Source organism: Citrobacter amalonaticus, from assembly GCF_018323885.1.
Taxonomy (GTDB): domain Bacteria; phylum Pseudomonadota; class Gammaproteobacteria; order Enterobacterales; family Enterobacteriaceae; genus Citrobacter_A; species Citrobacter_A amalonaticus.
Genome location: NZ_AP024585.1, coordinates 3,746,185 through 3,769,405 on the forward strand (window position 1 = coordinate 3,746,185; position 23,221 = coordinate 3,769,405).

Below are 23,221 nucleotides of genomic sequence, written 5' to 3' on the forward strand. Positions count from 1 at the left end.
TGCGTGGCTTAACCTCTTTTACGTCGATAAGCAGGTGTATTTTGCGGTTTTGGCGTCGCTTCCTGAAGCGCCATCACAACACTTGCGAACTCTTTCATCACCCTGCGGTAGACATCGCGTTTAAATGAAACCACTTGCCGGACCGGATACCAGTAACTTACCCAACGCCAGCCGTCAAACTCAGGAGTGCTGCTGGTTTGCATATTGATTTCCGCGTCCCCGCTCATCAACTGCAAAAGAAACCACTTTTGTTTCTGGCCGATACACACCGGCTTTGTATCCCAACGCACCAAACGTTTCGGTAACTTGTAACGCAACCAGTTGCGAGTAGAGGCAAGGATTCGCACATCTTTACGGCTTAACCCTACTTCTTCAAACAGTTCCCGGTACATCGCCTGTTCTGCTGATTCTCCTGGATTTATCCCACCCTGTGGGAACTGCCAGGAGTGCTGACCAAACCGCCGGGCCCACATCACTTGCCCCTGACGATTACAAATTACGATACCTACATTTGGGCGGTAGCCATCGTCATCAATCACCGGACTACCTCAACATAAACCTTATATGAGAATGATTGTTTCACACTCCTGACAGACGGTAAACCACTGAGTTACGGCGGTGTGCATCTAATAACAATTGAATAACTCACAGTTAATGACAAAGTTATGAACAGACACTCACCCATTCGGGCGATTTTATTCACCTTTTCTGTGGATAGAGTTGTGAAGAAGTACGGAATTACTCCGGGAAAACCCGGAACAGTCTGAATAAACGGACAAGAGGGTGAAAAAAATATTTTCTTTTATTCATGGGGTTACTGGCTCGTTTTAGCGATAACCAGGCAAAAAGGTGATAGCCATCACACTGACGATCCTCAGGCTGATGAAAGATCGAACAGCGCCGACTTTATCCACAGATTGTGCCAATAAGTTAAACACAAATTGTGTGAAAATTCGATTTTTGTCGCACGTCAAGGCTGTAAATGGAAACAGTAGTCGGGGTTTTTCACAGTTATCCCATCTTTCTGTGGATAACATGGTGTAAGATCCTGTTTAAATTCAGTGACCAGAAATGGAAAACCTATTTTTATGTTGCGCAACACGTGACGTCAGAAACTAAAAACCAATATAAATCATGACATTGAATATGACATGTGGAAAACGATAAACTTCTTTCTCACGGTATAAAATCCTTGTTCATTTTTTCACCTAAGGTGTAACGCCATGTCCGGACTCCATCCTTTACGCTTTCCACCGGAATCTGAAGCCCTTCTGCTCCAGCAAGCGCAGCAGCTTTCGGGCTATTCGCTGGGCGAACTGGCGGCGATGGCAGGTATTGTTGCGCCGAAAGATCTCAAGCGGGACAAAGGCTGGATCGGCGTATTACTGGAACTCTGGTTGGGGGCCAGCGCCGGAAGTAAGCCTGAACAGGATTTCGCCGCATTAGGCGTCGAATTGAAAACCATTCCTGTGGATAGCCTCGGCCGGCCGCTTGAAACCACCTTTGTCTGCGTTGCACCGCTGACCGGAAACAGCGGCGTGACGTGGGAAACCAGTCACGTACGACACAAACTGAAGCGGGTACTGTGGATCCCGGTAGAAGGCGAACGCAGCATTCCCCTCTCGCAGCGGCGGGTGGGATCGCCAGTACTGTGGAGCCCTGATGAAGAAGAAGACCGTCAGTTACGGCTCGACTGGGAAGAATTAATGGACATGATTGTGCTCGGTCAGGTTGAACGTATCACTGCCCGCCATGGCGAATTTTTACAACTACGACCGAAGGCGGCAAACGCCAAAGCGCTCACCGAGGCGATCGGCGCCCAGGGCGAGCCAATACTGACGTTGCCGCGTGGTTTTTACCTGAAAAAGAACTTCACGCGCGCCCTGCTGGAACGCCACTTTTTGTTACAGTAGCGTTAGACTTTCGCCTTGTGTCCGGGAAGCATATAATTAGCGTTTCTTTTTTTGGCAGGACTTTGTTCAATGTTATTTGCATGGATAACCGATCCTAACGCCTGGCTTGCGCTCGGTACGCTGACGCTGCTGGAGATCGTGCTTGGGATCGATAATATTATTTTCCTCTCACTGGTGGTTGCAAAACTCCCGACTGCGCAACGTGCGCACGCCCGTCGTCTCGGTCTCGCAGCGGCGATGATCATGCGACTGGCGCTGCTGGCCTCCATCGCCTGGGTGACCCGGCTGACCAATCCGCTGTTCGAGGTGTTTGGTGAAGCCATTTCCGCCCGCGACCTGATCCTTCTGCTCGGCGGATTGTTCCTGATCTGGAAAGCGAGTAAGGAGATCCACGAATCCATTGAAGGTGAAGAAGAAGGGGTGAACATGCGCGTCAGCTCCTTTCTGGGGGCCATCGTGCAGATCATGCTGCTCGACATTATCTTCAGTCTGGACTCGGTGATCACGGCGGTTGGCTTGTCCGATCATCTGTTCATCATGATGGCGGCGGTGGTAATTGCCGTTGGCGTAATGATGTTTGCGGCGCGTCCTATAGGCGAGTTTGTCGACAGGCACCCGTCCGTGAAGATGCTGGCGCTGTCGTTTCTGATTCTGGTGGGCTTCACCCTGATCCTGGAAAGCTTCGACGTTCACGTGCCGAAGGGTTACATCTATTTCGCCATGTTCTTCTCGATTGCGGTTGAGAGCCTGAACTTGTTGCGAAACAAAAAGAACCCGCTGTAATTGTCCTTTTCGCTCCCTGCGGGGAGCGAACCTCTCCCCTTTTCTCCTCTCAGATTAAGATTTTCCTGCTTTTCCTGCCCACAACTTCAGGTTATTACTAGACTGTTATCAGACGCAGGCCACGTGAGGATAAATGGATGAAAAAATGGGCAGTGATAATTTCCGCAGTAGGACTGGCTTTTGCTGTTTCCGGTTGTAGCAGCGATTATGTCATGGCGACCAAAGATGGTCGGATGATCCTGACCGACGGGAAACCCGAAATTGATGACGATACCGGTCTGGTGAGCTACCACGACCAGCAGGGCAACGCCATGCAAATTAACCGCGACGACGTTTCTCAAATCATTGAACGTTGAAGATTGAGGTCAGCCGCGCTGCTGGCCTTAACAATTTTTCTTCCCTTTTTCCCTTCCCTCAGCCATTTTTATAATCCTTATGTCGTGATTATAAAAAGGAAACGGCTATGCAATATCACCGTATACCCCACAGCTCGCTTGAAGTCAGTACACTGGGGCTGGGCACAATGACGTTTGGTGAACAAAATAGCGAAGCCGACGCACATGCACAGCTCAACTATGCCGTCGCCAACGGCATTAACCTGATCGACGTGGCCGAAATGTACCCGGTCCCGCCACGCCCGGAAACCCAGGGGCTTACCGAAACTTACATCGGAAACTGGCTGGCCAAATATGGCAATCGAGAAAAGCTGATTGTCGCCTCCAAAGTGAGCGGCCCGTCGCGCAATAATGACAACAGTATTCGCCCGAATCAGGCACTGGATCGTAAAAACATTCGTGAAGCGCTGCACGACAGCCTGAAACGTCTGCAAACCGATTATCTGGACCTTTACCAGGTTCACTGGCCGCAGCGCCCTACCAACTGTTTTGGCAAACTCGGCTATAGCTGGAGCGACGCCGCGCCGGTGGTGTCGCTACTGGATACGCTGGATGCGCTGGCCGAGTTCCAGCGGGCGGGCAAAATCCGCTACATTGGCGTCTCGAATGAAACGGCCTTTGGCGTGATGCGTTATCTGCATCTGGCGGATAAGCATGATCTGCCGCGCATTGTCACCATCCAGAACCCTTACAGCCTGGTCAACCGCAGCTTTGAAGTGGGGCTGGCGGAAGTGAGCCAGTATGAAGGCGTCGAACTGCTGGCCTATTCCTGCCTGGGATTTGGCACGCTGACCGGTAAATACCTGAATGGCGCGAAACCTGCCGGTGCGCGCAATACACTGTTTAGCCGCTTTACCCGCTACAGCGGCGAGCAGACGCAAAAAGCCGTGGCGGCGTATGTCGATATCGCCAGACGGCATAACCTTGATCCGGCGCAGATGGCGCTGGCATTCGTTCGTCGTCAACCGTTTGTTGCCAGTACACTGCTGGGCGCCACCACCATGGAACAGCTGAAAACCAACGTCGAGAGTCTGCATCTCGAATTAAGCGAAGAGGTGTTGGCAGAGATTGAAGCGGTGCATCAGGTTTACACCTATCCTGCACCGTAACAGAAGCGCGCCGGAGGAATTCCGGCGCGTTGATTATGCCTGGCGGCGCTGCCAGATCCACAGCGCCGCTATTGCCAGCGCAAACAGACCGCCAAAACCGATACCCACGGCGACAACCGGAATTCCTACCCACACCGCCAGCGAGTAGAGCCCCAGCATCAACAGCATCGCGCTGTTCTCACCGAGGTTCTGTACCGCGATCGCATTACCCGCCCCGACGCTCTTTTTACCGCGCTCCTGCAACAATGCATTCAGCGGCACGACAAAGAAACCGCCCAGCACACCGATCAGCATCAGTAGCGCATAGGCAGGCAACAGCGCGTGTTGCAGAGAGAAAATCAGCACCACGACGCCAATCAGGATCCCTGCTGGCATACAACGCACCACGGTATCCAGCGTGACCAGTCTGGCAGCAGCTCCGGCCCCGGCCACAATACCGATCGCGACCATCGCGTTCAGGTAGGTTGGCGTGGCGTTATCGGTAATGCCTAACGCCACCGGTACCCACAGGACCAGCAGAAAACGCAGCGTGACTCCCGCCCCCCAGAACAGACTGGTGCCCACCAGCGAAAAACGCGTTTCGCCGTTGCGCCACAGTGAAACGCAGGCACAAAAGAAACTGCGTGTCATTTTCATCAGATGCCAGGACTGCCCAGGACGAGCAGCAGCCAGCTTGGGAATAGACAGATTCGCCACCACCGCTCCGGCGTAGGCCAGCGCACAGACAACCAGCGCGGCAATAACATGCCAGTCGGCCAGCACGCCGCCCGCCACCGAGCCAAGCAGGATCGCCGCAATCGTGGATGCTTCCATCAGGCCGTTCGCTTTCACCAGCTTATCGCCGGTCGTCAGTTCCCCCAGAATGCCGTATTTGGCCGGCGAGTAAGCCGCCGCGCCAATCCCCACCAGCGTATAGCCGATAAACGGATTGAAGCCAAAACAGATCGTTGCCGCCCCCAGCAGTTTCAGGCCGTTGGCGAACATCATCACCCGGCCTTTGGCAAAGCTGTCAGCGATCTGCCCCACAAACGGCGCAAACAGGATGTACGCGCCCACAAACACCATTTGCAGAATCGGCTGACTCCAGTCCGGATAGAACTGTTCCTTCAGCAGCGCCAGCGTGGCAAACAACAGGGCGTTATCGCCAAACGCAGAGAGAAACTGCGCCGCGATAACCGACATCATTCCTTTCGACCAGACAGAGGTATTGGTATGTACTGACTCAGGCATTTTGTTTTTCCGGATCATCAACCCAACTTTTCAGCATCACGAAATCCGGCTTACCGCTGCCGAGTAACGGGAGTTGCTTCAGGTAACGGATATCGCGCGGCACCGCCAGTTCTGGCACGCCGTGCGAACGGGCATACTGCTGTAATACATCACGCGTCAGCTCGCTATCGGTGGTAAAGAGCACCAGTGCTTCGCCTTTGCTGGCATCGCTCTTGATCGCCGTCGCGTGCATTTTTTCCGGCGACACGCCGAGCGCCAGTTGCTCAACCATCTCCAGAGAGACCATTTCACCGGCAATTTTCGCAAAGCGTTTGGCGCGTCCCTGAATTTGCACGAATCCTTGCTCATCAAAGCGCACGATATCGCCGGTGTCATACCAGCCGCGCTCCAGTTCCCCGGCGGCGTTTTCCGCCACCGGCACCTCCAGTACGCCCGGTTTTTCCACGCGCAGATAACCGTTCATGATGTTTGGCCCTTTCAACTGCAAACGACCGCCCTCTTCAATACCCGGGATCGCCAGCAGACGCGCGTCCATGCCGGGCAGGATCCGCCCGACGGTACCAGGCTTCGCCGCCATCGGGACGTTAATCGAAACCACGGGCGCACACTCCGTTACGCCATAGCCTTCGAGAATCCGCAGACCAAACTTATCCTGCCAGAGCTGTTTTGTACTCTCCTGGAGTTTCTCCGCTCCCGCCACCACATAGCGCAGACGATAGAAATCATACGGATTGGCAAAACGCGCATAGTTGCCGAGGAACGTGGAGGTACCGAACAGCACCGTGCAGTTCCGGTCATAAACCAGTTCCGGCACAATGCGGTAATGCAGCGGGCTGGGATAGAGGAACACGTCAGCGCCGGTGAGCAGCGGCGTAAAAAGCCCTACCGTCAGACCGAACGAGTGAAACAGCGGCAGTGCCGACATAAAACGGTCATTGGCGGTGAAGTCAGCAATGGTTTTTATCTGCTCGACGTTAGCCAGCAGGCTTTTGTGGCTATGCACCACCCCCTTGGGATGACCTTCGGAACCCGAGGTAAAGAGGATCACCGCCGCCTCTTCCGGCTGCTGCTTGACCTGCGCCCGATGCGGCATCAGCAGGTGCGCAAAGATCCACAGTTTGTCCGCCGTGGTCACATCGGCTTTGAGATCTTCCAGATAGACCCAGCGAACCTGCGTCAGTTGCTCCGGCAGGTGCCAGAGTTTGCCTTTATCCAGGAACTGGCGGGAGGTAAAAATGGTTTTGATTTCCGCAGCGGTGATAGCGCTGGTCAGCCCTTTGACGCCCGCCGTGTAGTTCATCATTGCCGGGATACGACGGCGAGACACCGCGCCGAAAATCACCGCCGCGCTGATCGCGGCATTGGGCAACATCAGGCCAATTTTTTCGCCTTCCGCGCTATATTTTTCCAGAATACGCCCGACAAAAAGCGTCTTAGTGAGCAACTGTCGGTAGCTGTCCGGCTTGAAGTTGATGTCTTCGATACAGTGCTTGCCCGCGCCATAACGGTACATCGCCGCCAGCAGCGATTCATACAGCGTTTCGCGCGGACGCACCGCCATCCGTGCTTCCATCATTTTCTGATGCAGCATTTCACCGGCGATTTTACGGCGATCGCGCGCGCGCGGCGCATCGGGCATAGGCAGATGGGTTGGTGGTAAAACATGCAGGTGGATCCGCGGGAAGAAGCGGCGTTTCACCAGCCCTTTCAGGCGGCTGAAATGGGTGAGTTCTGCACCTTCAATCCGTACCGGTACCAGCGTCGCGCCAGATTTCGCGGCGACAAATCCGGCGCCGTCGTAGATTTTCATCAGCGAGCCGCTCACCGAAATGCGCCCCTCCGGGAAAATCACCACCGGGCGACCCTGCTCAATCAGTCGAACCAGATGTTTAATCGCCATCGGCTTCGTTGGGTCGAGCGGCACAAAATCGATCAGCGAGGTTAACCAGCGCATGTACCACTGTTGACTAATCGAGGTGTAAACCGCAAACACCGGACGTACCGGTAGAAATAGCGCCAGCAGAATGCCGTCGATAAACGAGACATGGTTGGGGGTGATTAAGACGCGTTCTCCCCGCAACGCCTGCATATCCCCCGTCACGCGTACCCGATAGAGCACGCGGCACAGGTTACGGAAAAAGCTAAATAACATTTCAACTCCCTTTGCGCACGATTCGGTAAAATAATGGTGGCAGATTACACGAACAAGGCAACAGGAGCGACAGTAAACTCGGGGCGAAAAAAAACCTGCGCATCCGCGCAGGTTGGTGCAAGAGACAAGGTACGAAGAGCGTACCGAATAATCTCACCAATCAATACCTCTGGGATCTTGATTGTGGTCTGTGCATGACCGCTTCGCCAGCGCGAAAACGCAAAGGAATGAAGGGAAATGCAACCAGTTGTGTAAATTCTCGCTTACTGTTACAGATTGCCGAAATAGTAAAAAAAAACCTGCGCGACTGCGCAGGTTGGTGTAATTCGTGTGCTCAACCCGAAAGTTGACTTCACCTATCAATACCTCTGGGATCTCAACTTTATCAAGCTGCCAGGAAGCGTCGCCAGCGAACAATCGCAACAGCCCTTCGCAAAGTGTAACTAATGGTTTGCATCATTCGATTTTTGGCGTAATTCCAAGGATTTTGCTCACATTTGCCGCGTCGCAACAGGCAATCTGCTTGAACCAGCAGCCGTTTTCCGTAACACTGACAGAATGTAAGCGTTTACCCACAATAGGTACTGTCATGGCGACCATAAAGGATGTAGCCCGACTGGCTGGTGTATCAGTCGCCACCGTTTCCCGCGTCATCAATGATTCCCCCAAAGCCAGCGAGGCGTCGCGCCTGGCGGTGGCCAGTGCGATGGAGTCGCTCAGCTACCATCCCAATGCGAATGCGCGCGCGCTCGCACAGCAGTCCACCGAAACGATTGGTCTGGTGGTTGGCGATGTTTCTGACCCTTTTTTCGGCGCGATGGTGAAAGCCGTCGAACAGGTCTCCTATAACACCGGCAATTTTTTACTGATTGGCAACGGCTACCATAATGAAAAAAAAGAGCGTCAGGCAATCGAGCAGCTTATTCGTCACCGCTGCGCGGCGCTCGTCGTTCACGCCAAGATGATCCCGGATGCCGACCTGGCATCATTAATGAAGCAAATGCCCGGCATGGTGCTAATCAACCGGATCCTGCCCGGTTTCGAACAGCGCTGTGTGGCGCTGGATGACCGCTACGGCGCCTGGCTGGCGACCCGTCATCTGATCCAACAGGGCCACACGCGCATTGGCTACCTTTGCTCGAATCACTCTATTTCGGATGCGGAAGATCGTCTCAAAGGCTATTACGATGCTCTGGAAGAGAGCCATCTCCCGGTCAACGATCGCCTTGTGACGTTTGGCGAACCGGACGAAAGCGGCGGTGAGCAGGCGATGACCGAACTGTTAGGCCGCGGCAGAAACTTCACCGCGGTGGCCTGTTATAACGACTCCATGGCCGCTGGCGCGATGGGCGTGCTAAATGATAATGGTGTGGACGTCCCGGCAGAGATCTCGCTGATAGGCTTTGATGACGTGCTGGTTTCGCGCTACGTTCGTCCGCGCCTGACTACCGTGCGTTATCCTGTCGTGACGATGGCGACACAGGCCGCAGAACTGGCGCTCGCGCTGGCGGAAAAGCGCCCGCTGCCGGATGTCACCCATGTTTTCAGCCCTACCCTGGTCCGTCGCCATTCCGTGACGACGCCAGCGGAGCCGGGCAATGCGTCATCAAACGAGTAATCAGGATCGCGTCATGATAACAATGCTGGATGTTTCCCGTCGTGCCGGTGTCTCGAAAGCCACCGTTTCTCGTGTGCTGAACGGCACCGGTCAGGTCAAAGAAAGTACGCGTCAGAAAGTGTTTAAGGCGATGCAGGCGCTGGATTATCGTCCGAACTTTCTGGCCCGCTCGCTGGCGAACCGAACCAGCAACAGCATTGGGCTGGTTGTGTCGACCTTTGATGGCTTCTACTTTGGCCGCCTGCTACAGCAGGCCTCGCGGCAGACTGAATCTCACGGCAAGCAGTTGATTGTGACCGATGGTCACGATACGCCGGAGCGCGAACAAGAAGCGGTGCAGATGCTGGCCGATCGGCAGTGCGACGCCATCATTCTCTACACCCGTTACATGAGCGAAAAAGCGATCCTCGCGCTGGCGGATTCGATCACGATGCCGTTGATTATCATTAACCGCGATGTCAGCCTGGCCCGCGAACGCGCCATCTTTTTTGAACAGGAAGACGCGGCATTTCAGGCGGTGGATTACCTGATTTCGCAAGGACATCGCGAGATAGCCTGTATTACCGTACCGGGACACACCCCGACCGGGAAGTCGCGTCTGATGGGCTATCGCAAGGCACTGGAAAAAAACGGTATCGACTGGGATCCGGCGAAGGTGAAATATGGTGATTCCAGCATGACGCGCGGCTATGACGCCTGTAATGAACTGTTGCAGGAAGGGGTAACGTTCAGCGCCCTGTTTGCCTGTAACGACGACATGGCGCTGGGTGCGTCGAAAGCCCTGCACCAGGCCGGGCTTAACATTCCGCAAGATGTGTCGCTGTTTGGGTTTGACGATGCGCCGAGTGCAAAATGGCTTGAACCGGGATTGTCGACGGTTTATCTCCCCATCGACACGATGATCACCACAGCCATCGATCAGGCGATCCGCATGGTCAATGGCGAAGAAATTGAACCGATCCCGCCCTTTACCGGCACGCTGGTGTTGCGTGATTCGGTCACCACCGGGCCGTATTTTAAGGCATAAATCGTAACGCTATCTGCGCGACGCAAGGCCTGATGGCACTTCGCTTATCAGGCCTGCAGACGACGGTAACTCCGCAGCTCGGATAAGCCGCCGCCCGACAAGAAATCAAAACACTTCCAGCGCCAACAGCTCTTCAATGGTCTGGCGACGGCGAATCAGTCGCGCCTGACCGTTGTCAAATAATACTTCCGGCAGCAGCGGACGGCTATTGTAGTTCGACGACATTGAGGCGCCGTAGGCGCCGGTATCATGCAACACCAGATAATCGCCCGGCACCACCGCTGGCAGCGCGCGGGTTTCCACCTTGCCGCCCTCCTGCTGGGTAAAGACGTCGCCGGATTCACACAGCGGTCCTGCGACGACCGTGTCGACCCGCGGCGCGTTCTCCAGTGAACGACCATCCGCCGCCAGCGCGGTAATATGGTGATAACTGCCATACATTGCCGGGCGTATCAGATCGTTAAAGCCCGCATCCACCAGCACAAAATGACGACTGCCCATCTGCTTCACGCTGCGTACCTGAGTGACCAGCACGCCTGACTGAGCGACGAGAAAACGTCCTGGCTCAATTTCCAGCTTTACGTGATGCCCCAGATGACGGGCGATATGCTCGCGCGCGGCATTCCACAGACCAAAGTAATGCCGGGTATCCACCGCCTCTTCGTCATCGTGATAAGGGATCGACAGACCGCCGCCGGCGGAGATCGCCTCCAGATCCTGGCCGAAATCCACCACCTGACGCACCATCGCGCCGCACACTTGCTCCAGATGACCATAGTCAACACCTGAACCAATATGCATGTGGATACCCACCAGCTTCAGTTGATGGCGCTGCATCACCGCCAGCGCCTGCGGCAAATCGGTATGCCAGATACCGTGTTTGCTGTTTTCGCCGCCGGTATTGGTTTTCTGGCTGTGGCCGTGACCAAAGCCCGGATTAACGCGCAGCCAGACGCGATGGCCCGGAGAGACCTGTCCAAGCTGATCGAGCATATCAACGGAACCGGCGTTGACCGGAATGCGTAATTCGCTGACGCGGGCCAGGGTGGCGTTATCAATCACATCGGCAGTAAATACGATGTCATCCGGATGCGTTTGCGGATCATATCCCGCCGCCAGCGCACGCTCAATTTCGCCTAACGATACGGAGTCCACTTTGACGCCCTGTTCACGCATTAAGCGCAGAATATGAATATTGGAACAGGCCTTCTGCGCGAAGCGCACCACATCAAACTGTTGCAGTGCCGCAATCTGACGACGGATGATCTGCGCGTCGTAAACCCAGACCGGGCAACCAAATTCGGCTGGCAACCTGAGCAGGTTTTCCGCGGTGAGATCGGTATCGGTGCAATACAGTGAATGAGGCATAACAGGCTCCGGACATGACGTTTTTTATGATTACGCCACAGTACGAAGAGAATAAAAAATATCGTTTTATACCGACTCTATGCAAAAATGATATGGTTTTAATCCTGCGAGGTGATGATGGCTGCCGTTAACTTACGTCATATTGAAATCTTTCATGCGGTCATGACCGCCGGAAACCTGACCGAAGCCGCGCGGTTGCTGCATACGTCACAGCCCACCGTCAGCCGTGAACTGGCGCGCTTTGAAAAAGTGCTGGGATTAACCTTGTTCGAACGTACGCGCGGTCGCCTGCATCCGACGGTTCAGGGATTGCGTCTGTTCGAAGAAGTCCAGCGATCCTGGTACGGGCTGGACAGGATCGTCAGCGCAGCGGAAAGCCTGCGGGAGTTTCGCCAGGGGGAACTGTCGATAGTCTGCCTGCCGGTCTTTTCGCAGTCGCTGCTGCCCACGTTGATTCAGCCGTTTCTCGCCCGCTATCCGGACGTCAGCCTGAATATTGTCCCGCAGGAGTCACCCCTGCTTGAAGAGTGGCTTTCTGCCCAGCGCCACGATCTGGGGTTGACGGAAACACTGCACACGCCTGCCGGTACTGAACGTACGGAGCTCTTCTCGCTTGATGAAGTCTGCGTGCTGCCGCCGGGGCATCCGCTGGCGGAAAAGTCAGTATTAACGCCGCAGGATTTTCAGGGGGAGAATTACATCAGCCTGTCGCGCACGGACAGTTATCGGCAACTACTGGACACCCTGTTTAATGAGCACGACGTTAAACGGCGGATGGTGGTGGAGACTCACAGCGCGGCGTCAGTGTGCGCCATGGTGCGCGCCGGAGCCGGTCTTTCGGTGGTAAACCCGTTCACCGCTCTGGATTATGCGGCGAGCGGCGTAGTAGTGCGCCGTTTCAGTATTTCCGTGCCGTTTACCGTCAGCCTGGTGCGTCCCATCCATCGACCCGCCTCCGCGCTGGTCGAGGCCTTCAGCCATCATCTGCAAACCCGCCATCACCTCCTGGTGACAGCGCTGGAGCAGATCCTCGGGCCGGTTACGACAGCATAAACGTCACGGCGTCTGCGGCATGGATCGCGGCGGTGTCAAACACCGGGATCGGGCTACGCTCCACCGGCACCAACAGACCAATCTCCGTGCAGCCAAAAATGACGCCCTCAGCCCCCTGTGCCGCCAGGGCTTCAATCACTTCCACATAGTACTGACGTGACGCTTCGGTAAACTGTCCGAGGCAAAGCTCATCAAAGATGACCCGGTTGATCATCGCCCGCGCATCCGCATCGGGTATCAGGCACTCAATGGCAAACTGCTGTTCCAGGCGGCCGCGATAAAAATCCTGCTCCATCGTGTAACGCGTTCCCAACAGCGCAACCCGGCGCATTCCCTGCGCGGAGATGACGCGCCCGGTCGCATCAGCAATGTGTAAAAAAGGCAGCGAGCAGCGCGATTCAATGGCCTCCGCCACTTTGTGCATCGTGTTGGTACATAAGACGATCCCTTCCGCCCCCGCCTGCTGCAGCCCGATCGCGGCCTGCGCAAGAATGTCTCCGGCTTTATCCCACTCACCGCGACTCTGGCACGCTTCGATCTCGTGGAAGTCAACGCTGTGCAACAGCAGACTCGCAGAATGAAGCCCACCCAGTTGTTGTTTGATCCCTTCGTTAATTAACCGGTAGTACGGGATGGTCGATTCCCAACTCATCCCGCCTAACAAGCCGATCGTCTTCATTACCTGCTCCTTCATCAGTGATTTACAGCAGTGAAGCAAACTTGTGATCAAGTTTCCAGTTCATTTGATCTCCCATTTTCTTTGCCACGCACCTGAGTTAGCTTTAATGAAACATTGTTTCAAACAATAGGATCCCACATGTTTGTTTTCCATAACGAGACGACGCTTGACGATCTGGGTAATGGCGTCACTCGCCGTATCCTCGCGCATAACGGCAAACTGATGGCTGTCGAGGTTAACTTTGAGCAAGGGGCGATTGGCCCGCTGCATCACCATCCACATGAACAACTGACCTACGTGTTATCCGGTGAATTTGAATTTACTATCGGTGACGAGAAGCAGGTGGTACGCGCGGGGGATACGTTGTATAAGCAGCCAAATATTGTTCACGGCTGTGTCTGCCTGAAGCCGGGAACACTGCTGGATACCTTTACGCCGGTTCGCGAAGATTTTCTCAACGCCTGATTTCATCAATAAAAAAACCCTGCGCGAAGGCAGGGTTTTGTCAGCAAGCGGGCGCGAATTAACGTGCCAGCCAGCCACCGTCAACCGCCACGGTATAGCCGTTGATGTAATCAGATGCGCTGGAGGCCAGGAAGACCACCGGCCCCATCAGATCGCTCGGCAGACCCCAACGTCCTGCCGGGATACGGTCGAGGATTTCAGCGCTACGCTGCTCATCGGCGCGCAGTTGCTGGGTATTGTTGGTCGCCATGTAACCCGGTGCGATCGCGTTGACGTTGATGTTGTGCTTCGCCCACTCGTTCGCCATCAGACGGGTCACCCCCATTACGCCACTTTTGGAAGCCGTGTAAGACGGGACGCGGATACCGCCCTGGAAGGAGAGCATGGAGGCGATATTGATGATTTTGCCGCCGTTACCCTGTGCGATGAAGTGTTTGGCCGCCGCCTGCGACATAAAGAACACGCTCTTGATGTTCAGGTTCATCACGTCATCCCAGTCTTTTTCGCTGAAATTGATCGCGTCTTCGCGGCGGATCAGACCCGCGTTGTTGACCAGAATATCGATATGGCCGAACTCAGCAACCGCACGCTCCAGCAGTGCCGGGATCCCGTCGATCTGACGCAGATCGGCGGTCAGACTCAAAAAACGACGGCCCAGAGCGGTCACACGCTCAATGGTTTCGGTCGGTTCAACGATGTTAATCCCGACGATATCGCAGCCCGCTTCCGCCAGACCGAGCGCCATGCCCTGGCCCAGACCGGTATCACAACCGGTCACGACAGCGACTTTACCTTCGAGAGAGAATGCATTCAAAATCATTGTAAATCCTTAGTTTTTCATACCTGTCACGGACAGGCGTTATGAGCGCCCGCGACTAACGCAGATCTTTCACCGCAACGTGGTCCATATCATCAAAGACCTGGTTTTCACCGACCATGCCCCAGATGAAGGTATAGGCTTTGGTGCCCACCCCGGAATGGATCGACCAGCTTGGCGAAATGACGGCCTGCTCGTTATGCATAACGATATGACGCGTTTCCTGAGGCTGCCCCATCATATGGAAGACACAGGTGTCTTCTTCCATATTGAAATAGAAGTACACTTCCATACGGCGTTCATGGGTGTGGCACGGCATGGTGTTCCACAGGTTGCCCGGTGCCAGTTCGGTAAGGCCCATACTCAGTTGGCAGGTTTCCAGTACATCCGGCACGAAATATTTATTGATGGTGCGACGGTTGCTGGTGAGATTGTCACCTAATGTCACAGGCGCGACATCAGCAGGCGTCACTTTTTTGGTGGGATACGTGGTATGCGCCGGTGCGCAGTTATAATAGAACTTGGCTGGCGTTGCGCTATCGACGCTGGCGAAAACCACTTCTTTCGCCCCTTTGCCAACATACAGCGCATCGCGGTGGCCGATCTCATAACATTGACCGTCGACGGTGATAGTGCCCGCGCCGCCGATGTTGATCACACCCAGTTCTCGACGTTCCAGAAAATAGGTTACGCCAAGCTGTTTACCGACTTCACCGCCAACGGAGACCGTTTTTGCCACCGGCATAATGCCACCGACGATGATGCGGTCAATGTGGCTGTAAACCATCGTGTATTCGTCAGCCACGAACACTTTCTCAACCAAAAACTCCTTGCGTAGCCCCTGGGTATCCAGTGTTTTGGCGTGCGCGCTGTGAATACTTTGTCTTACGTCCACATTTACCTCCAGTGATGTACTGAGCGGGAATCCCTCAACGGAGAGCGAAACGCTGTTCCGTTTTACGTTATGCGCCCATGATAGTCTTCCGGGGATTCGTTTTCAATTACAAATAAAACATCGTTTCACTTTTTCTGCATCTTATTATCAAAAGTGTAATTCCGATCACGATCGATTCATTCCGTGATTAAGAGCAGGAGGAAAATGGTATAGAAAAACAATGAAATAGGCGTTATCCCTGAGTTTTCGACGCCCTGACTTGCGGGTAAACGGCTGTCAGTTCATTCGCTTAACGCGAAAATAAGAAGGAAGGAGAAACAAAACGCAGCCATGCCGCCACGATTATCGTGCGGCATAACGGGGGGAGTGAAGAGGAGAGAAAAAGAGGCGTTAATCGCGCTCAATGGCTAACGCCACGCCTTGCCCGCCGCCAATGCACAGCGTTGCCAGACCTTTGCGGGCATTACGTTTGACCATTTCGTGAACCAGAGAAACCAGAATACGACAGCCGGACGCGCCAATCGGGTGACCAAGGGCAATCGCGCCGCCGTTGACGTTCACCCGTCGCTCGTCCCATTCCAGCATTTTGCCGACCGAAAGCGCCTGGGCGGCAAACGCCTCATTTGCTTCAATGAGATCCACATCGGCCAGTTGCCAGCCGACCCGCTCCAGACAACGGCGAGTGGCATACACAGGGGCGATCCCCATCAACGCAGGATCCACGCCGACGCTGGCAAAGGCGCGGATGCGCGCCAGCACAGGCAGGTTCAACTCCAGCGCTTTGGACTCGCTCATCATCATTACCGCTGCCGCGCCATCATTTATAGAAGAGGCATTGCCGGCGGTTACCGACCCCTGCAGTTCAAACGCCGGATCCAGACGCGCCAGGCCTTCTGCGCTGGCATCCGTACGCGGCTGCTCATCGGTATCAATGATCACGGTTTGCCCATTACGCTGGGTGGTGACCGGGACGATTTCCGCTTTAAAGCGACCAGCATCGATGGCCGCGCGTGCCTTTTGCTGTGAACTGAGCGCATACGCATCCTGCAGTTCCCGACTGATGCCATATTCACGCGCCAGATTCTCTGCGGTCACACCCATATGGTAATCATTGAAGGCATCCCACAGGCCGTCGTGTACCAGGCTGTCGACGAGCTGGCTGTTGCCCAGTTGCGCGCCGGTTCGGCTGTCGGTGAGTACATGTGGCGCACGGCTCATGTTCTCTTGCCCACCGGCAATCACAATATCCGCTTCACCGCACTGGATCGCCTGCGTGGCAAGATGCAGCGCTTTCAGCCCCGAGCCGCAGACGTCGTTAATGGTGATAGCAGAAACCGTGTTCGGTAATCCCCCTTTGATCGCTGACTGACGCGCCGGGTTTTGTCCCGCCCCCGCCGTCAACACCTGTCCGAGGATCACTTCATCAACGGCATGCGCATTCACGCCGCTGCCTTCAATCAACGCTTTGACCACCATACTGCCCAGTTCAACGGCAGAATGACGCGCCAGCGTCCCCTGAAAACAACCAATTGGCGTACGCAACGCCCCGACGATCACCACCTCTTTCATTACGACCTCAGCGCAAAATAACACCGCAATAGTAGAGGATTGTTAAAAATAGTTATCCTGATTGTTTAAGAAAGGTGAGTTTTATCACAAAGGAAATCGTTATCACGCCTCTCAGCCCGGGACACTGCCTTGCTGTAAATGGTATCTCAGCCAACTCCCTGCCACACCGGGCGGGGATTTTTTGTTCCAGAGCAGATCGATGGCGATCGCTTTCGGCCATCCCGGGACAGCCAGTTGCACCAGCGGTTTTTCCGCCGCAAACTCCTCCACCAGTGCACACGGAAGCGCGCACCAGCCAAACCCCTGTACCGCCATACTCAACAACAACAAATAGTTCGGCGCAGACCAGACCGGGCCGCGGGCAAGCTGGGCACCATGGTCGATATAGGTGTTAAGGCGCAATTCACGCCAGGTATGCAGTTGATCCCATTGCAGTTTCTTCTCTTTCGCCAGCGGATGGGACGCGGCAACGTAAAGTCCCATCCACGTTTGCATCGGCAAGCGCGTCGCACCGATATCGGTGGGATAGTGGTCTCTGGCTTCAATCAAACCAACCTGCGCCCGCTCTTTTTGCAGCAGATCGATAACGTCCACATCCTCACCAATCAGACATTCAAATTCGGTATGTGGAAACTGGCGATCAAACTGCACCATCAGTTCCTCCAGCACGTCGGGGTGTAACGTGTCGGAGAGCACAAACGTCAGACGCGCTTCGGTTTCGCCAGCCAGCGAAAGCGCCACCTCATCGAGACGTTCGCTGGCCGACAGAATCGCCTGAACGTAACCAAGTACTTTCTTGCCTTCTTCCGTTAGCACCGGCTGACGCGAAGAGCGGTCAAAAAGCGAAACGCCAAGATCGGCTTCAAGGTGAGCGATCGCCGTGCTAATGGTGGACTGACTTTTCCGCAGTCTGCGTGCCGCCGCCGAGAACGAGCCACAGGAAACGGTCTCGACAAATGCGGTTAAGGCTTCAGGTGAGTAACGCATGAACTATCTACTTTATCGATGGATACTATCTTTTAGATATCACATAAAACGATAAAATTCCCCCTATTCCGTTATCCGGGCGTTTTCAAGAAAGGTAAGTTATGCAACACAATGCAGTTCAACGTCGTTCATTACTGGAGCGTGTCTTTCACGCCGTCTGTTTTGAAGGGATCGCTACGGCGATCCTGGCTCCCACCACGGCCTGGTTGATGCAACGATCGGTGCTGGAAATGGGCGGACTGACAATCCTGCTGGCGACCACGGCGATGATCTGGAACATCATCTACAACGCGCTGTTTGACCGTTTCTGGCCTTCACATCTGGTGACACGAACGGCGAAAGTGCGTGCGTTTCACGCGCTGGGGTTTGAAAGCGGCTTTATCGTCATCGGCGTGAGTATCGTGGCGTATGTACTGAACGTTAGCCTGATACAGGCCTTTACGCTGGAGATCGGCTTCTTCCTGTTCTTCCTGCCCTACACCATGTTCTATAACTGGGCTTATGACACGTTGCGCGTACGCTTTGTGAGGCGTCGCGAACCGCGCGTGACTGCCTGATAACTCACATTTTTGCCGGAATCCGCGCGGTTCCGGCAAGACCTGTTGCCCCCCTTCTCCCGTTCAGTCCTCACGCCCACCCGCTCATTTATGGTAAATTGCGCTTCTTTTTGTTTATTTTATAGTTGATACGTTCAAGAAATGTCGAAAATTTGGTCAAAAGAAGAGACGCTCTGGAGCTTTGCGTTATATGGAACTGCCGTGGGCGCAGGAACCCTGTTTCTCCCCATCCAGCTTGGCTCCGCGGGCGCGATTGTCCTGTTTGTCACCGCTCTGGTCGCCTGGCCTCTCACATACTGGCCGCATAAAGCGTTATGTCAGTTCATTCTCTCGTCGAAAACCTCTGCGGGAGAAGGGATCACCGGTGCAGTGACGCACTATTACGGTAAGAAGATCGGCAGCCTGATTACCACGCTGTACTTTATTGCCTTTTTCGTGGTGGTTCTGATTTATGCCGTCGCCATCACCAACTCCCTGACAGAACAGCTCGCCCGCTATCTTGAGATTAGCCTCGGCATCCGCATGGGAGTCAGCCTTGGCGTGGTATTGATCCTGAACCTGATTTTCCTGATGGGCCGCCATGCGACCATACGAGTGATGGGCTTTTTGGTGTTCCCGCTGATCGCTTACTTCCTGTTTCTCTCGCTATATCTGACCGGCAGTTGGCAACCCTCTTTGCTTACCGGACAAATGGCGTTCGATCAGCACACGCTGCATCAGGTATGGATATCAATTCCGGTGATGGTTTTTGCTTTTAGCCATACGCCTATTATCTCTACGTTTGCCATCGACAGACGTGAGAAATATGGTGAGCTGGCCATGGGTAAATGCAAAAAAATCATGAAGGTAGCGTATCTTATCATCTGCTTAAGCGTGCTGTTCTTCGTCTTTAGCTGCCTGCTGTCGATTCCGACATCGTACATCGAAGCCGCTAAAAATGAAGGTGTCACCATTCTTTCGGCCTTATCCATGATGCCTGCCGCCCCGGCGTGGCTCTCGATTTCAGGTATCATCGTCGCCGTGGTGGCGATGTCGAAATCCTTTCTCGGCACCTACTTTGGCGTCATCGAAGGGGCAACCGAGGTGGTCAAAACTGGTCTGCAACAGGTTGGGGTGAAGAAAAGCCGGGCCTTTAACCGCGCCCTGTCGATCATGATGGTATCGACCATCACCTTTATTATCTGCTGCATCAATCCGAATGCGATCTCGATGATTTACGCCATCAGCGGGCCGCTCATTGCCATGATTTTGTTCATTATGCCGACCCTGTCGACATACCTGATCCCGGCGTTAAAACCGCACCGTTCGTTCGGCAATCTGGTCACCCTGATTGTCGGCCTGCTGTGCGTGTCCGTGATGTTCCTTGGCTAATACTGGCGTAAACGGCTCGTCCGGGCCGTTTACTCACTACTGCGGCATAACAACGAGGGGGCGCCTACCGTCGTAAAGGCCCACCCTTCCCGATAGCGTTTAATCGATAGCGAGAAAGAAGCGCGCTCAGTGAGATAAAGCGCAGGCAACGAACGGTATCCTTTGTTCACCTCTAAATTGTCGCTCGGAAACCGCACGAGGTTATTGGTGCTGATAATATAGTTGTCACGAACCTTATAATAGGTGAAATACACAATCCGGCTAATTTTAAATTTTTTATTTTGCGGCGTATGCAAATCACCGGTAATCGTGGCGATCCCCTGATTATTTTGCATTTGATAGGCTACATCTCCCCGAAACTCCTCATTATTAATTTCCCATACCACACGCCCCTCGCAATCAATATTATTTTTGCTTTTATGTGCATACCAGAACCCCACACCGGCCAGGGTTACTATTACCACCAATACAATGAAGATAACTATTTTAGTTTTTATCATTAATTGAATACCAGGTCGTACATTTTGTTAGAGGATGTTCCCTTATATCCAACTGACAAGCAATTGCCGCAATATTCTTCGCGCTGCTCATTCCCGAGAGATAGACATAGTTATGATTCTGACAGATATCCGGGTGTCTCGTCAGGAATACCGTATAGCGAGTATTAAAGGTACTTTTGCTTTTCATTAACAGGGTACAGGATGAAAAGGAGACAGAGTCAACAATGGCATAGGAAGAGAACAGCGATTCGGCCGTCGGATATAAAAAGCCAAAAGAAACGCTGACACCGATCAGCAACGCCGACAGTAAAATAGCCCCCATCTTTAGCGTTGTTCTTGAAGGCCGTAATTTAAGCGCTACCGCTGTCAGAGCAGGCCATACAGGCTCCTCCCTGCTCTCGCTCTCTTCCACATTTTCAACCGATTCCGTCTCCGTACGTTGAATCTCTGCGGTGATCATCATACCCCGCCGGGCGACGGTTCTAATCAGGTCGCGCGGCAACCCAACCTCCGATAATGCATTTCTGAGCATGAGCACCGTCTGATATAACGTATTGACGGAGGTGATAGTGTTTTTATCACCCCAGCCAATCTTTACGAGCTGGGCTTGCGGAATAACAACCCCACAATTTGTAAGGAGATATAAAAGGATGAAACTCGCAGGGTTTTGAAGAATGACAGTTTTTTGCGTATTTTTATTCGTCAGACTTCTGTCACCCGGGTGAAAGTCAACCAGGTTATTAATTGTGTATACTGTAGTGTGTGTGTACTTCTCAAACACTGTGTGCGTTCTCGCATTTACATGATGAATGTCATGCTACAAAAATCTTATACAGAGATCACTAAATATATAATAGATATGTTTGGACGCTCATAACCTACAAACAAAAATTCTTATAAATCAATACACTTCAATCTGAAAAAGATCAGGTGTTCTTAATTAAGACCATTTTAGGTGCGTTATCACTCAGCACTCATTATTATAGTTTCACGTTTAAAAAGCGGACAAACAGATAAATAGCATTACTTAATAAAAGACAATAGCATTGTTACAATTTTTTCAGAGAATTTAACATAAGATCAACTTTTTGCCATTAATGCCATTTAGCGATAAAACTTAAACATTTTTGCAATATAGATTTTCCTGGTGGTTGTTACAAAATTCCTGGAGGCTTTTTTTCATGCTTCCTCAACGGAACAATGACCCCGCCAGAAACCTGAATTGATACAGAGGGAAAACCCTTAAAAAATTCGTGATTAAGAATAATAGCAATAAATAAAATTTCGGATTTCCTCTCTATCAAAGTTGCATTTTGTAGAGTATTGACATGTTTTAAAACGGATGAAATTATGAAATCATCTACGGATAGGGAGGCTCTCAATATGGGGCTGGACGTTAAATTAAAGAATTTGACATGCAGCAGTTGCACCTTGCATTGTAAAATAATGCCCGAAAAATCACCCCGCTTACAGTATTGCGCCAATGCCTGTTTTTGCATGTGGCCAGAAGAAAGCATTTATTTTAATAAAGGGGTCATTGAAGGTATTTTAAATCACAATCACAACGCCAGACTTAGTGGTTATATTTTTGTGGATTTCTCTATTAGCTTTTTACGCCTGTTTTTGGATAAAGAGTGGATAGAATATCTCGCAAGCACTCGCATGGGCATTATTTTGATTAGCGATCGCAACATGCAGTCGCTCGCCAACTACTGGCGCAAAAATCATCCTGCTGTTTCCGCTATCATTTACCATGATGACGGACTGGATGTCGCCAATGAGAAGATCAGGCAGGTGTTTATCGGACGGCATTTGTCGTTCACCAAGGGGAATACGTTGACGCAGATGGAGTTCACCATTCTGGGCCACATGGTTGCAGGCAGTAATCCGCACCAGATCGCTCAACTGTTGAACATGGATATCCGCAGCATCTACGCCTACAAGCAACGAATTGAAAAAAGAATGGGTGGACGAATCAATTCGTTGTTTATTCACTCTCATGCGGTTTCTGGCGATAAGTCGTCTTATCCGCTGTTGCTCAAAGAGATGGATGGTACAGCAGTGCATTTGCAAAGACGCAGATGAGTCCGACAACAGGGAACGAAATGGACAAGGATTATAAAGTGGGATACTACGAAGAAGAAACGCGCGCGCTGAGTGCAGTACTGTTATCACTGTTTACGGCCCGTGCCGAGATAGCTTTCGGTGAGCTGGAGTGCTCTCTGCAAAAACTCGCCTTCCCGCCTGCTGTTCGCAGGTTGTGTGAAGAGGCGTTGCAAAGTCATAGTGAAGACGAAGCCGATCGGACGAATGCCCGGGCAGTTTGCTGCCTGCTGCATGCACTGGAATCGATCAGTGGCTATAAGCACGTTGAGCGCTATATCGCCCAGCGGAATCAGGCGGTCGTATATTGCTAAGACACCGAGTCGGGACAGCGTTCCCGACTATTTTATATAGGAGTCCAGAACTTTCAGTACCACGTCCAGATCTTCTTCCCGCTTCTCTTCATCACTCTGATGGACGATATGCTCGGTCAGATGCCCTTTAATCACTTCTCGCATTAAACCATTCACGGCTCCGCGTATTGCGGCGATCTGTTGCAACACAGCGGCGCACTCATGGGGTTCATCGAGCATTTTTTTCAGCGCAACCACCTGCCCCTGAATTTTGCTGGTTCGGGCTTTAAGCTTCTGTTTATCCCGGATTGTGTGTGACATCGCAACACCTCCTTAA

General features: G+C 53.0%; 24 protein-coding genes. 12 read left to right on the forward strand and 12 right to left on the reverse strand.

All coding sequences use genetic code 11. From position 1 onward, the window contains the following. Positions 1–8 precede the first annotated feature (8 nt). Positions 9–539 (reverse strand): RNA pyrophosphohydrolase, encoded by a 531-nt coding sequence (gene rppH / locus KI228_RS17740; protein ID WP_042999471.1) that lies wholly within the window; start codon positions 537–539, stop codon positions 9–11. Positions 540–1,223: 684 nt separating this feature from the next. Between rppH and mutH the strand changes: the two genes are divergently transcribed. The 4 genes from mutH to KI228_RS17760 all read left to right on the forward strand — a co-directional run bounded on the left by mutH (position 1,224) and on the right by KI228_RS17760 (position 4,200). Continuing rightward, positions 1,224–1,913, forward strand: a complete 690-nt coding sequence (mutH, locus tag KI228_RS17745) for a DNA mismatch repair endonuclease MutH (RefSeq protein ID WP_061069643.1) — start codon at positions 1,224–1,226, stop codon at positions 1,911–1,913. 69 nt (positions 1,914–1,982) lie between these two features. Further along, a complete protein-coding gene (locus tag KI228_RS17750; RefSeq protein ID WP_042999468.1) occupies positions 1,983–2,696 on the forward strand; it encodes a TerC family protein in 714 nt (237 codons plus the stop codon). A 137-nt stretch (positions 2,697–2,833) separates the two neighbouring features. Then, the gene (gene ygdR / locus KI228_RS17755) at positions 2,834–3,052 is read left to right on the forward strand and encodes a lipoprotein YgdR (RefSeq protein WP_000758655.1); all 219 of its coding nucleotides are present in this window, start codon (positions 2,834–2,836) and stop codon (positions 3,050–3,052) included. Between the two features lie 107 nt (positions 3,053–3,159). Further along, positions 3,160–4,200, forward strand: coding sequence for an NADP(H)-dependent aldo-keto reductase (locus tag KI228_RS17760; RefSeq protein WP_061069642.1), 1,041 nt, complete (start codon positions 3,160–3,162; stop codon positions 4,198–4,200). Positions 4,201–4,233: 33 nt separating this feature from the next. Here the strand turns inward: KI228_RS17760 and lplT are convergent, their stop codons facing one another. Further along, positions 4,234–5,430, reverse strand: a complete 1,197-nt coding sequence (gene lplT, locus KI228_RS17765; protein WP_044254177.1) for a lysophospholipid transporter LplT — start codon at positions 5,428–5,430, stop codon at positions 4,234–4,236. Further along, positions 5,423–7,582, reverse strand: coding sequence for a bifunctional acyl-ACP--phospholipid O-acyltransferase/long-chain-fatty-acid--ACP ligase (aas, locus tag KI228_RS17770; protein WP_061069641.1), 2,160 nt, complete (start codon positions 7,580–7,582; stop codon positions 5,423–5,425). Before aas ends, lplT begins: the two co-directional genes overlap by 8 nt. A 589-nt stretch (positions 7,583–8,171) precedes the next feature. Between aas and galR the strand changes: the two genes are divergently transcribed. Then, entirely contained in the window at positions 8,172–9,200 is a 1,029-nt protein-coding gene (gene galR, locus KI228_RS17775) for an HTH-type transcriptional regulator GalR (protein WP_042999464.1), read from the forward strand. A 13-nt stretch (positions 9,201–9,213) separates the two neighbouring features. Further along, the gene (locus KI228_RS17780) at positions 9,214–10,227 is read left to right on the forward strand and encodes a LacI family DNA-binding transcriptional regulator (RefSeq protein WP_044254291.1); all 1,014 of its coding nucleotides are present in this window, start codon (positions 9,214–9,216) and stop codon (positions 10,225–10,227) included. 105 nt (positions 10,228–10,332) lie between these two features. Here the strand turns inward: KI228_RS17780 and lysA are convergent, their stop codons facing one another. Continuing rightward, positions 10,333–11,595 (reverse strand): diaminopimelate decarboxylase, encoded by a 1,263-nt coding sequence (lysA, locus tag KI228_RS17785; protein ID WP_061069640.1) that lies wholly within the window; start codon positions 11,593–11,595, stop codon positions 10,333–10,335. Positions 11,596–11,712: 117 nt separating this feature from the next. Between lysA and KI228_RS17790 the strand changes: the two genes are divergently transcribed. Further along, the gene (locus KI228_RS17790) at positions 11,713–12,648 is read left to right on the forward strand and encodes a LysR family transcriptional regulator (RefSeq protein ID WP_042999462.1); all 936 of its coding nucleotides are present in this window, start codon (positions 11,713–11,715) and stop codon (positions 12,646–12,648) included. Here KI228_RS17790 and KI228_RS17795 read toward each other — a convergent pair. Next, positions 12,635–13,327: an aspartate/glutamate racemase gene (locus KI228_RS17795; RefSeq protein WP_061069639.1), complete on the reverse strand. Its 693-nt coding sequence runs from the start codon at positions 13,325–13,327 to the stop codon at positions 12,635–12,637. The genes KI228_RS17790 and KI228_RS17795 overlap by 14 nt on opposite strands. Before the next feature lie 138 nt (positions 13,328–13,465). Between KI228_RS17795 and KI228_RS17800 the strand changes: the two genes are divergently transcribed. Next, positions 13,466–13,792 (forward strand): cupin domain-containing protein, encoded by a 327-nt coding sequence (locus tag KI228_RS17800; RefSeq protein ID WP_042999460.1) that lies wholly within the window; start codon positions 13,466–13,468, stop codon positions 13,790–13,792. Between the two features lie 58 nt (positions 13,793–13,850). On the opposite strand, the gene kduD is transcribed toward KI228_RS17800, so the two are convergent. The 4 genes from kduD to KI228_RS17820 all read right to left on the reverse strand — a co-directional run bounded on the left by kduD (position 13,851) and on the right by KI228_RS17820 (position 18,060). After that, a complete protein-coding gene (gene kduD, locus KI228_RS17805) occupies positions 13,851–14,612 on the reverse strand; it encodes a 2-dehydro-3-deoxy-D-gluconate 5-dehydrogenase KduD (protein ID WP_042288962.1) in 762 nt (253 codons plus the stop codon). 55 nt (positions 14,613–14,667) lie between these two features. Continuing rightward, entirely contained in the window at positions 14,668–15,504 is an 837-nt protein-coding gene (gene kduI / locus KI228_RS17810) for a 5-dehydro-4-deoxy-D-glucuronate isomerase (RefSeq protein ID WP_042288966.1), read from the reverse strand. 390 nt (positions 15,505–15,894) lie between these two features. Then, the gene (locus KI228_RS17815; protein ID WP_042999458.1) at positions 15,895–17,073 is read right to left on the reverse strand and encodes an acetyl-CoA C-acetyltransferase; all 1,179 of its coding nucleotides are present in this window, start codon (positions 17,071–17,073) and stop codon (positions 15,895–15,897) included. A 111-nt stretch (positions 17,074–17,184) separates the two neighbouring features. Further along, the gene (locus KI228_RS17820) at positions 17,185–18,060 is read right to left on the reverse strand and encodes a LysR family transcriptional regulator (RefSeq protein WP_044254164.1); all 876 of its coding nucleotides are present in this window, start codon (positions 18,058–18,060) and stop codon (positions 17,185–17,187) included. A gap of 101 nt (positions 18,061–18,161) precedes the next feature. Between KI228_RS17820 and KI228_RS17825 the strand changes: the two genes are divergently transcribed. After that, positions 18,162–18,617, forward strand: a complete 456-nt coding sequence (locus tag KI228_RS17825; RefSeq protein WP_061069638.1) for a multidrug/biocide efflux PACE transporter — start codon at positions 18,162–18,164, stop codon at positions 18,615–18,617. 141 nt (positions 18,618–18,758) lie between these two features. Continuing rightward, the gene (locus KI228_RS17830; RefSeq protein WP_044254163.1) at positions 18,759–19,988 is read left to right on the forward strand and encodes an amino acid permease; all 1,230 of its coding nucleotides are present in this window, start codon (positions 18,759–18,761) and stop codon (positions 19,986–19,988) included. 29 nt (positions 19,989–20,017) lie between these two features. On the opposite strand, the gene KI228_RS17835 is transcribed toward KI228_RS17830, so the two are convergent. Both KI228_RS17835 and KI228_RS17840 read right to left on the reverse strand, forming a co-directional pair. Beyond that, positions 20,018–20,488 (reverse strand): hypothetical protein, encoded by a 471-nt coding sequence (locus KI228_RS17835; RefSeq protein WP_141227640.1) that lies wholly within the window; start codon positions 20,486–20,488, stop codon positions 20,018–20,020. After that, positions 20,475–21,269 carry a winged helix-turn-helix domain-containing protein gene (locus KI228_RS17840; RefSeq protein ID WP_061069637.1) on the reverse strand — a complete coding sequence of 265 codons (795 nt, stop codon included), beginning with the start codon at positions 21,267–21,269 and terminating at the stop codon, positions 20,475–20,477. Before KI228_RS17840 ends, KI228_RS17835 begins: the two co-directional genes overlap by 14 nt. A 602-nt stretch (positions 21,270–21,871) precedes the next feature. Here KI228_RS17840 and KI228_RS17845 point away from each other — a divergent pair. Both KI228_RS17845 and KI228_RS17850 read left to right on the forward strand, forming a co-directional pair. Continuing rightward, positions 21,872–22,573, forward strand: coding sequence for a helix-turn-helix transcriptional regulator (locus KI228_RS17845; RefSeq protein WP_043001830.1), 702 nt, complete (start codon positions 21,872–21,874; stop codon positions 22,571–22,573). A 20-nt stretch (positions 22,574–22,593) separates the two neighbouring features. Beyond that, positions 22,594–22,905: a hypothetical protein gene (locus KI228_RS17850; protein WP_042999452.1), complete on the forward strand. Its 312-nt coding sequence runs from the start codon at positions 22,594–22,596 to the stop codon at positions 22,903–22,905. A gap of 27 nt (positions 22,906–22,932) precedes the next feature. On the opposite strand, the gene rcnR is transcribed toward KI228_RS17850, so the two are convergent. Continuing rightward, positions 22,933–23,205 carry a Ni(II)/Co(II)-binding transcriptional repressor RcnR gene (gene rcnR / locus KI228_RS17855; protein WP_042999451.1) on the reverse strand — a complete coding sequence of 91 codons (273 nt, stop codon included), beginning with the start codon at positions 23,203–23,205 and terminating at the stop codon, positions 22,933–22,935. Positions 23,206–23,221 lie beyond the last annotated feature (16 nt).

Coding starts and splice junctions, on each gene's coding strand:
- mutH (WP_061069643.1), top strand. CDS start 1,224: ATGTCCGGACTCCATCCTTTACGCTTTCCACCGGAATCTGAAGCCCTT.
- KI228_RS17750 (WP_042999468.1), top strand. CDS start 1,983: ATGTTATTTGCATGGATAACCGATCCTAACGCCTGGCTTGCGCTCGGT.
- ygdR (WP_000758655.1), top strand. CDS start 2,834: ATGAAAAAATGGGCAGTGATAATTTCCGCAGTAGGACTGGCTTTTGCT.
- KI228_RS17760 (WP_061069642.1), top strand. CDS start 3,160: ATGCAATATCACCGTATACCCCACAGCTCGCTTGAAGTCAGTACACTG.
- lplT (WP_044254177.1), bottom strand. CDS start 5,430: ATGCCTGAGTCAGTACATACCAATACCTCTGTCTGGTCGAAAGGAATG.
- aas (WP_061069641.1), bottom strand. CDS start 7,582: ATGTTATTTAGCTTTTTCCGTAACCTGTGCCGCGTGCTCTATCGGGTA.
- galR (WP_042999464.1), top strand. CDS start 8,172: ATGGCGACCATAAAGGATGTAGCCCGACTGGCTGGTGTATCAGTCGCC.
- KI228_RS17780 (WP_044254291.1), top strand. CDS start 9,214: ATGATAACAATGCTGGATGTTTCCCGTCGTGCCGGTGTCTCGAAAGCC.
- lysA (WP_061069640.1), bottom strand. CDS start 11,595: ATGCCTCATTCACTGTATTGCACCGATACCGATCTCACCGCGGAAAAC.
- KI228_RS17790 (WP_042999462.1), top strand. CDS start 11,713: ATGGCTGCCGTTAACTTACGTCATATTGAAATCTTTCATGCGGTCATG.
- KI228_RS17795 (WP_061069639.1), bottom strand. CDS start 13,327: ATGAAGACGATCGGCTTGTTAGGCGGGATGAGTTGGGAATCGACCATC.
- KI228_RS17800 (WP_042999460.1), top strand. CDS start 13,466: ATGTTTGTTTTCCATAACGAGACGACGCTTGACGATCTGGGTAATGGC.
- kduD (WP_042288962.1), bottom strand. CDS start 14,612: ATGATTTTGAATGCATTCTCTCTCGAAGGTAAAGTCGCTGTCGTGACC.
- KI228_RS17815 (WP_042999458.1), bottom strand. CDS start 17,073: ATGAAAGAGGTGGTGATCGTCGGGGCGTTGCGTACGCCAATTGGTTGT.
- KI228_RS17820 (WP_044254164.1), bottom strand. CDS start 18,060: ATGCGTTACTCACCTGAAGCCTTAACCGCATTTGTCGAGACCGTTTCC.
- KI228_RS17825 (WP_061069638.1), top strand. CDS start 18,162: ATGCAACACAATGCAGTTCAACGTCGTTCATTACTGGAGCGTGTCTTT.
- KI228_RS17830 (WP_044254163.1), top strand. CDS start 18,759: ATGTCGAAAATTTGGTCAAAAGAAGAGACGCTCTGGAGCTTTGCGTTA.
- KI228_RS17835 (WP_141227640.1), bottom strand. CDS start 20,488: ATGATAAAAACTAAAATAGTTATCTTCATTGTATTGGTGGTAATAGTA.
- KI228_RS17845 (WP_043001830.1), top strand. CDS start 21,872: ATGGGGCTGGACGTTAAATTAAAGAATTTGACATGCAGCAGTTGCACC.
- KI228_RS17850 (WP_042999452.1), top strand. CDS start 22,594: ATGGACAAGGATTATAAAGTGGGATACTACGAAGAAGAAACGCGCGCG.
- rcnR (WP_042999451.1), bottom strand. CDS start 23,205: ATGTCACACACAATCCGGGATAAACAGAAGCTTAAAGCCCGAACCAGC.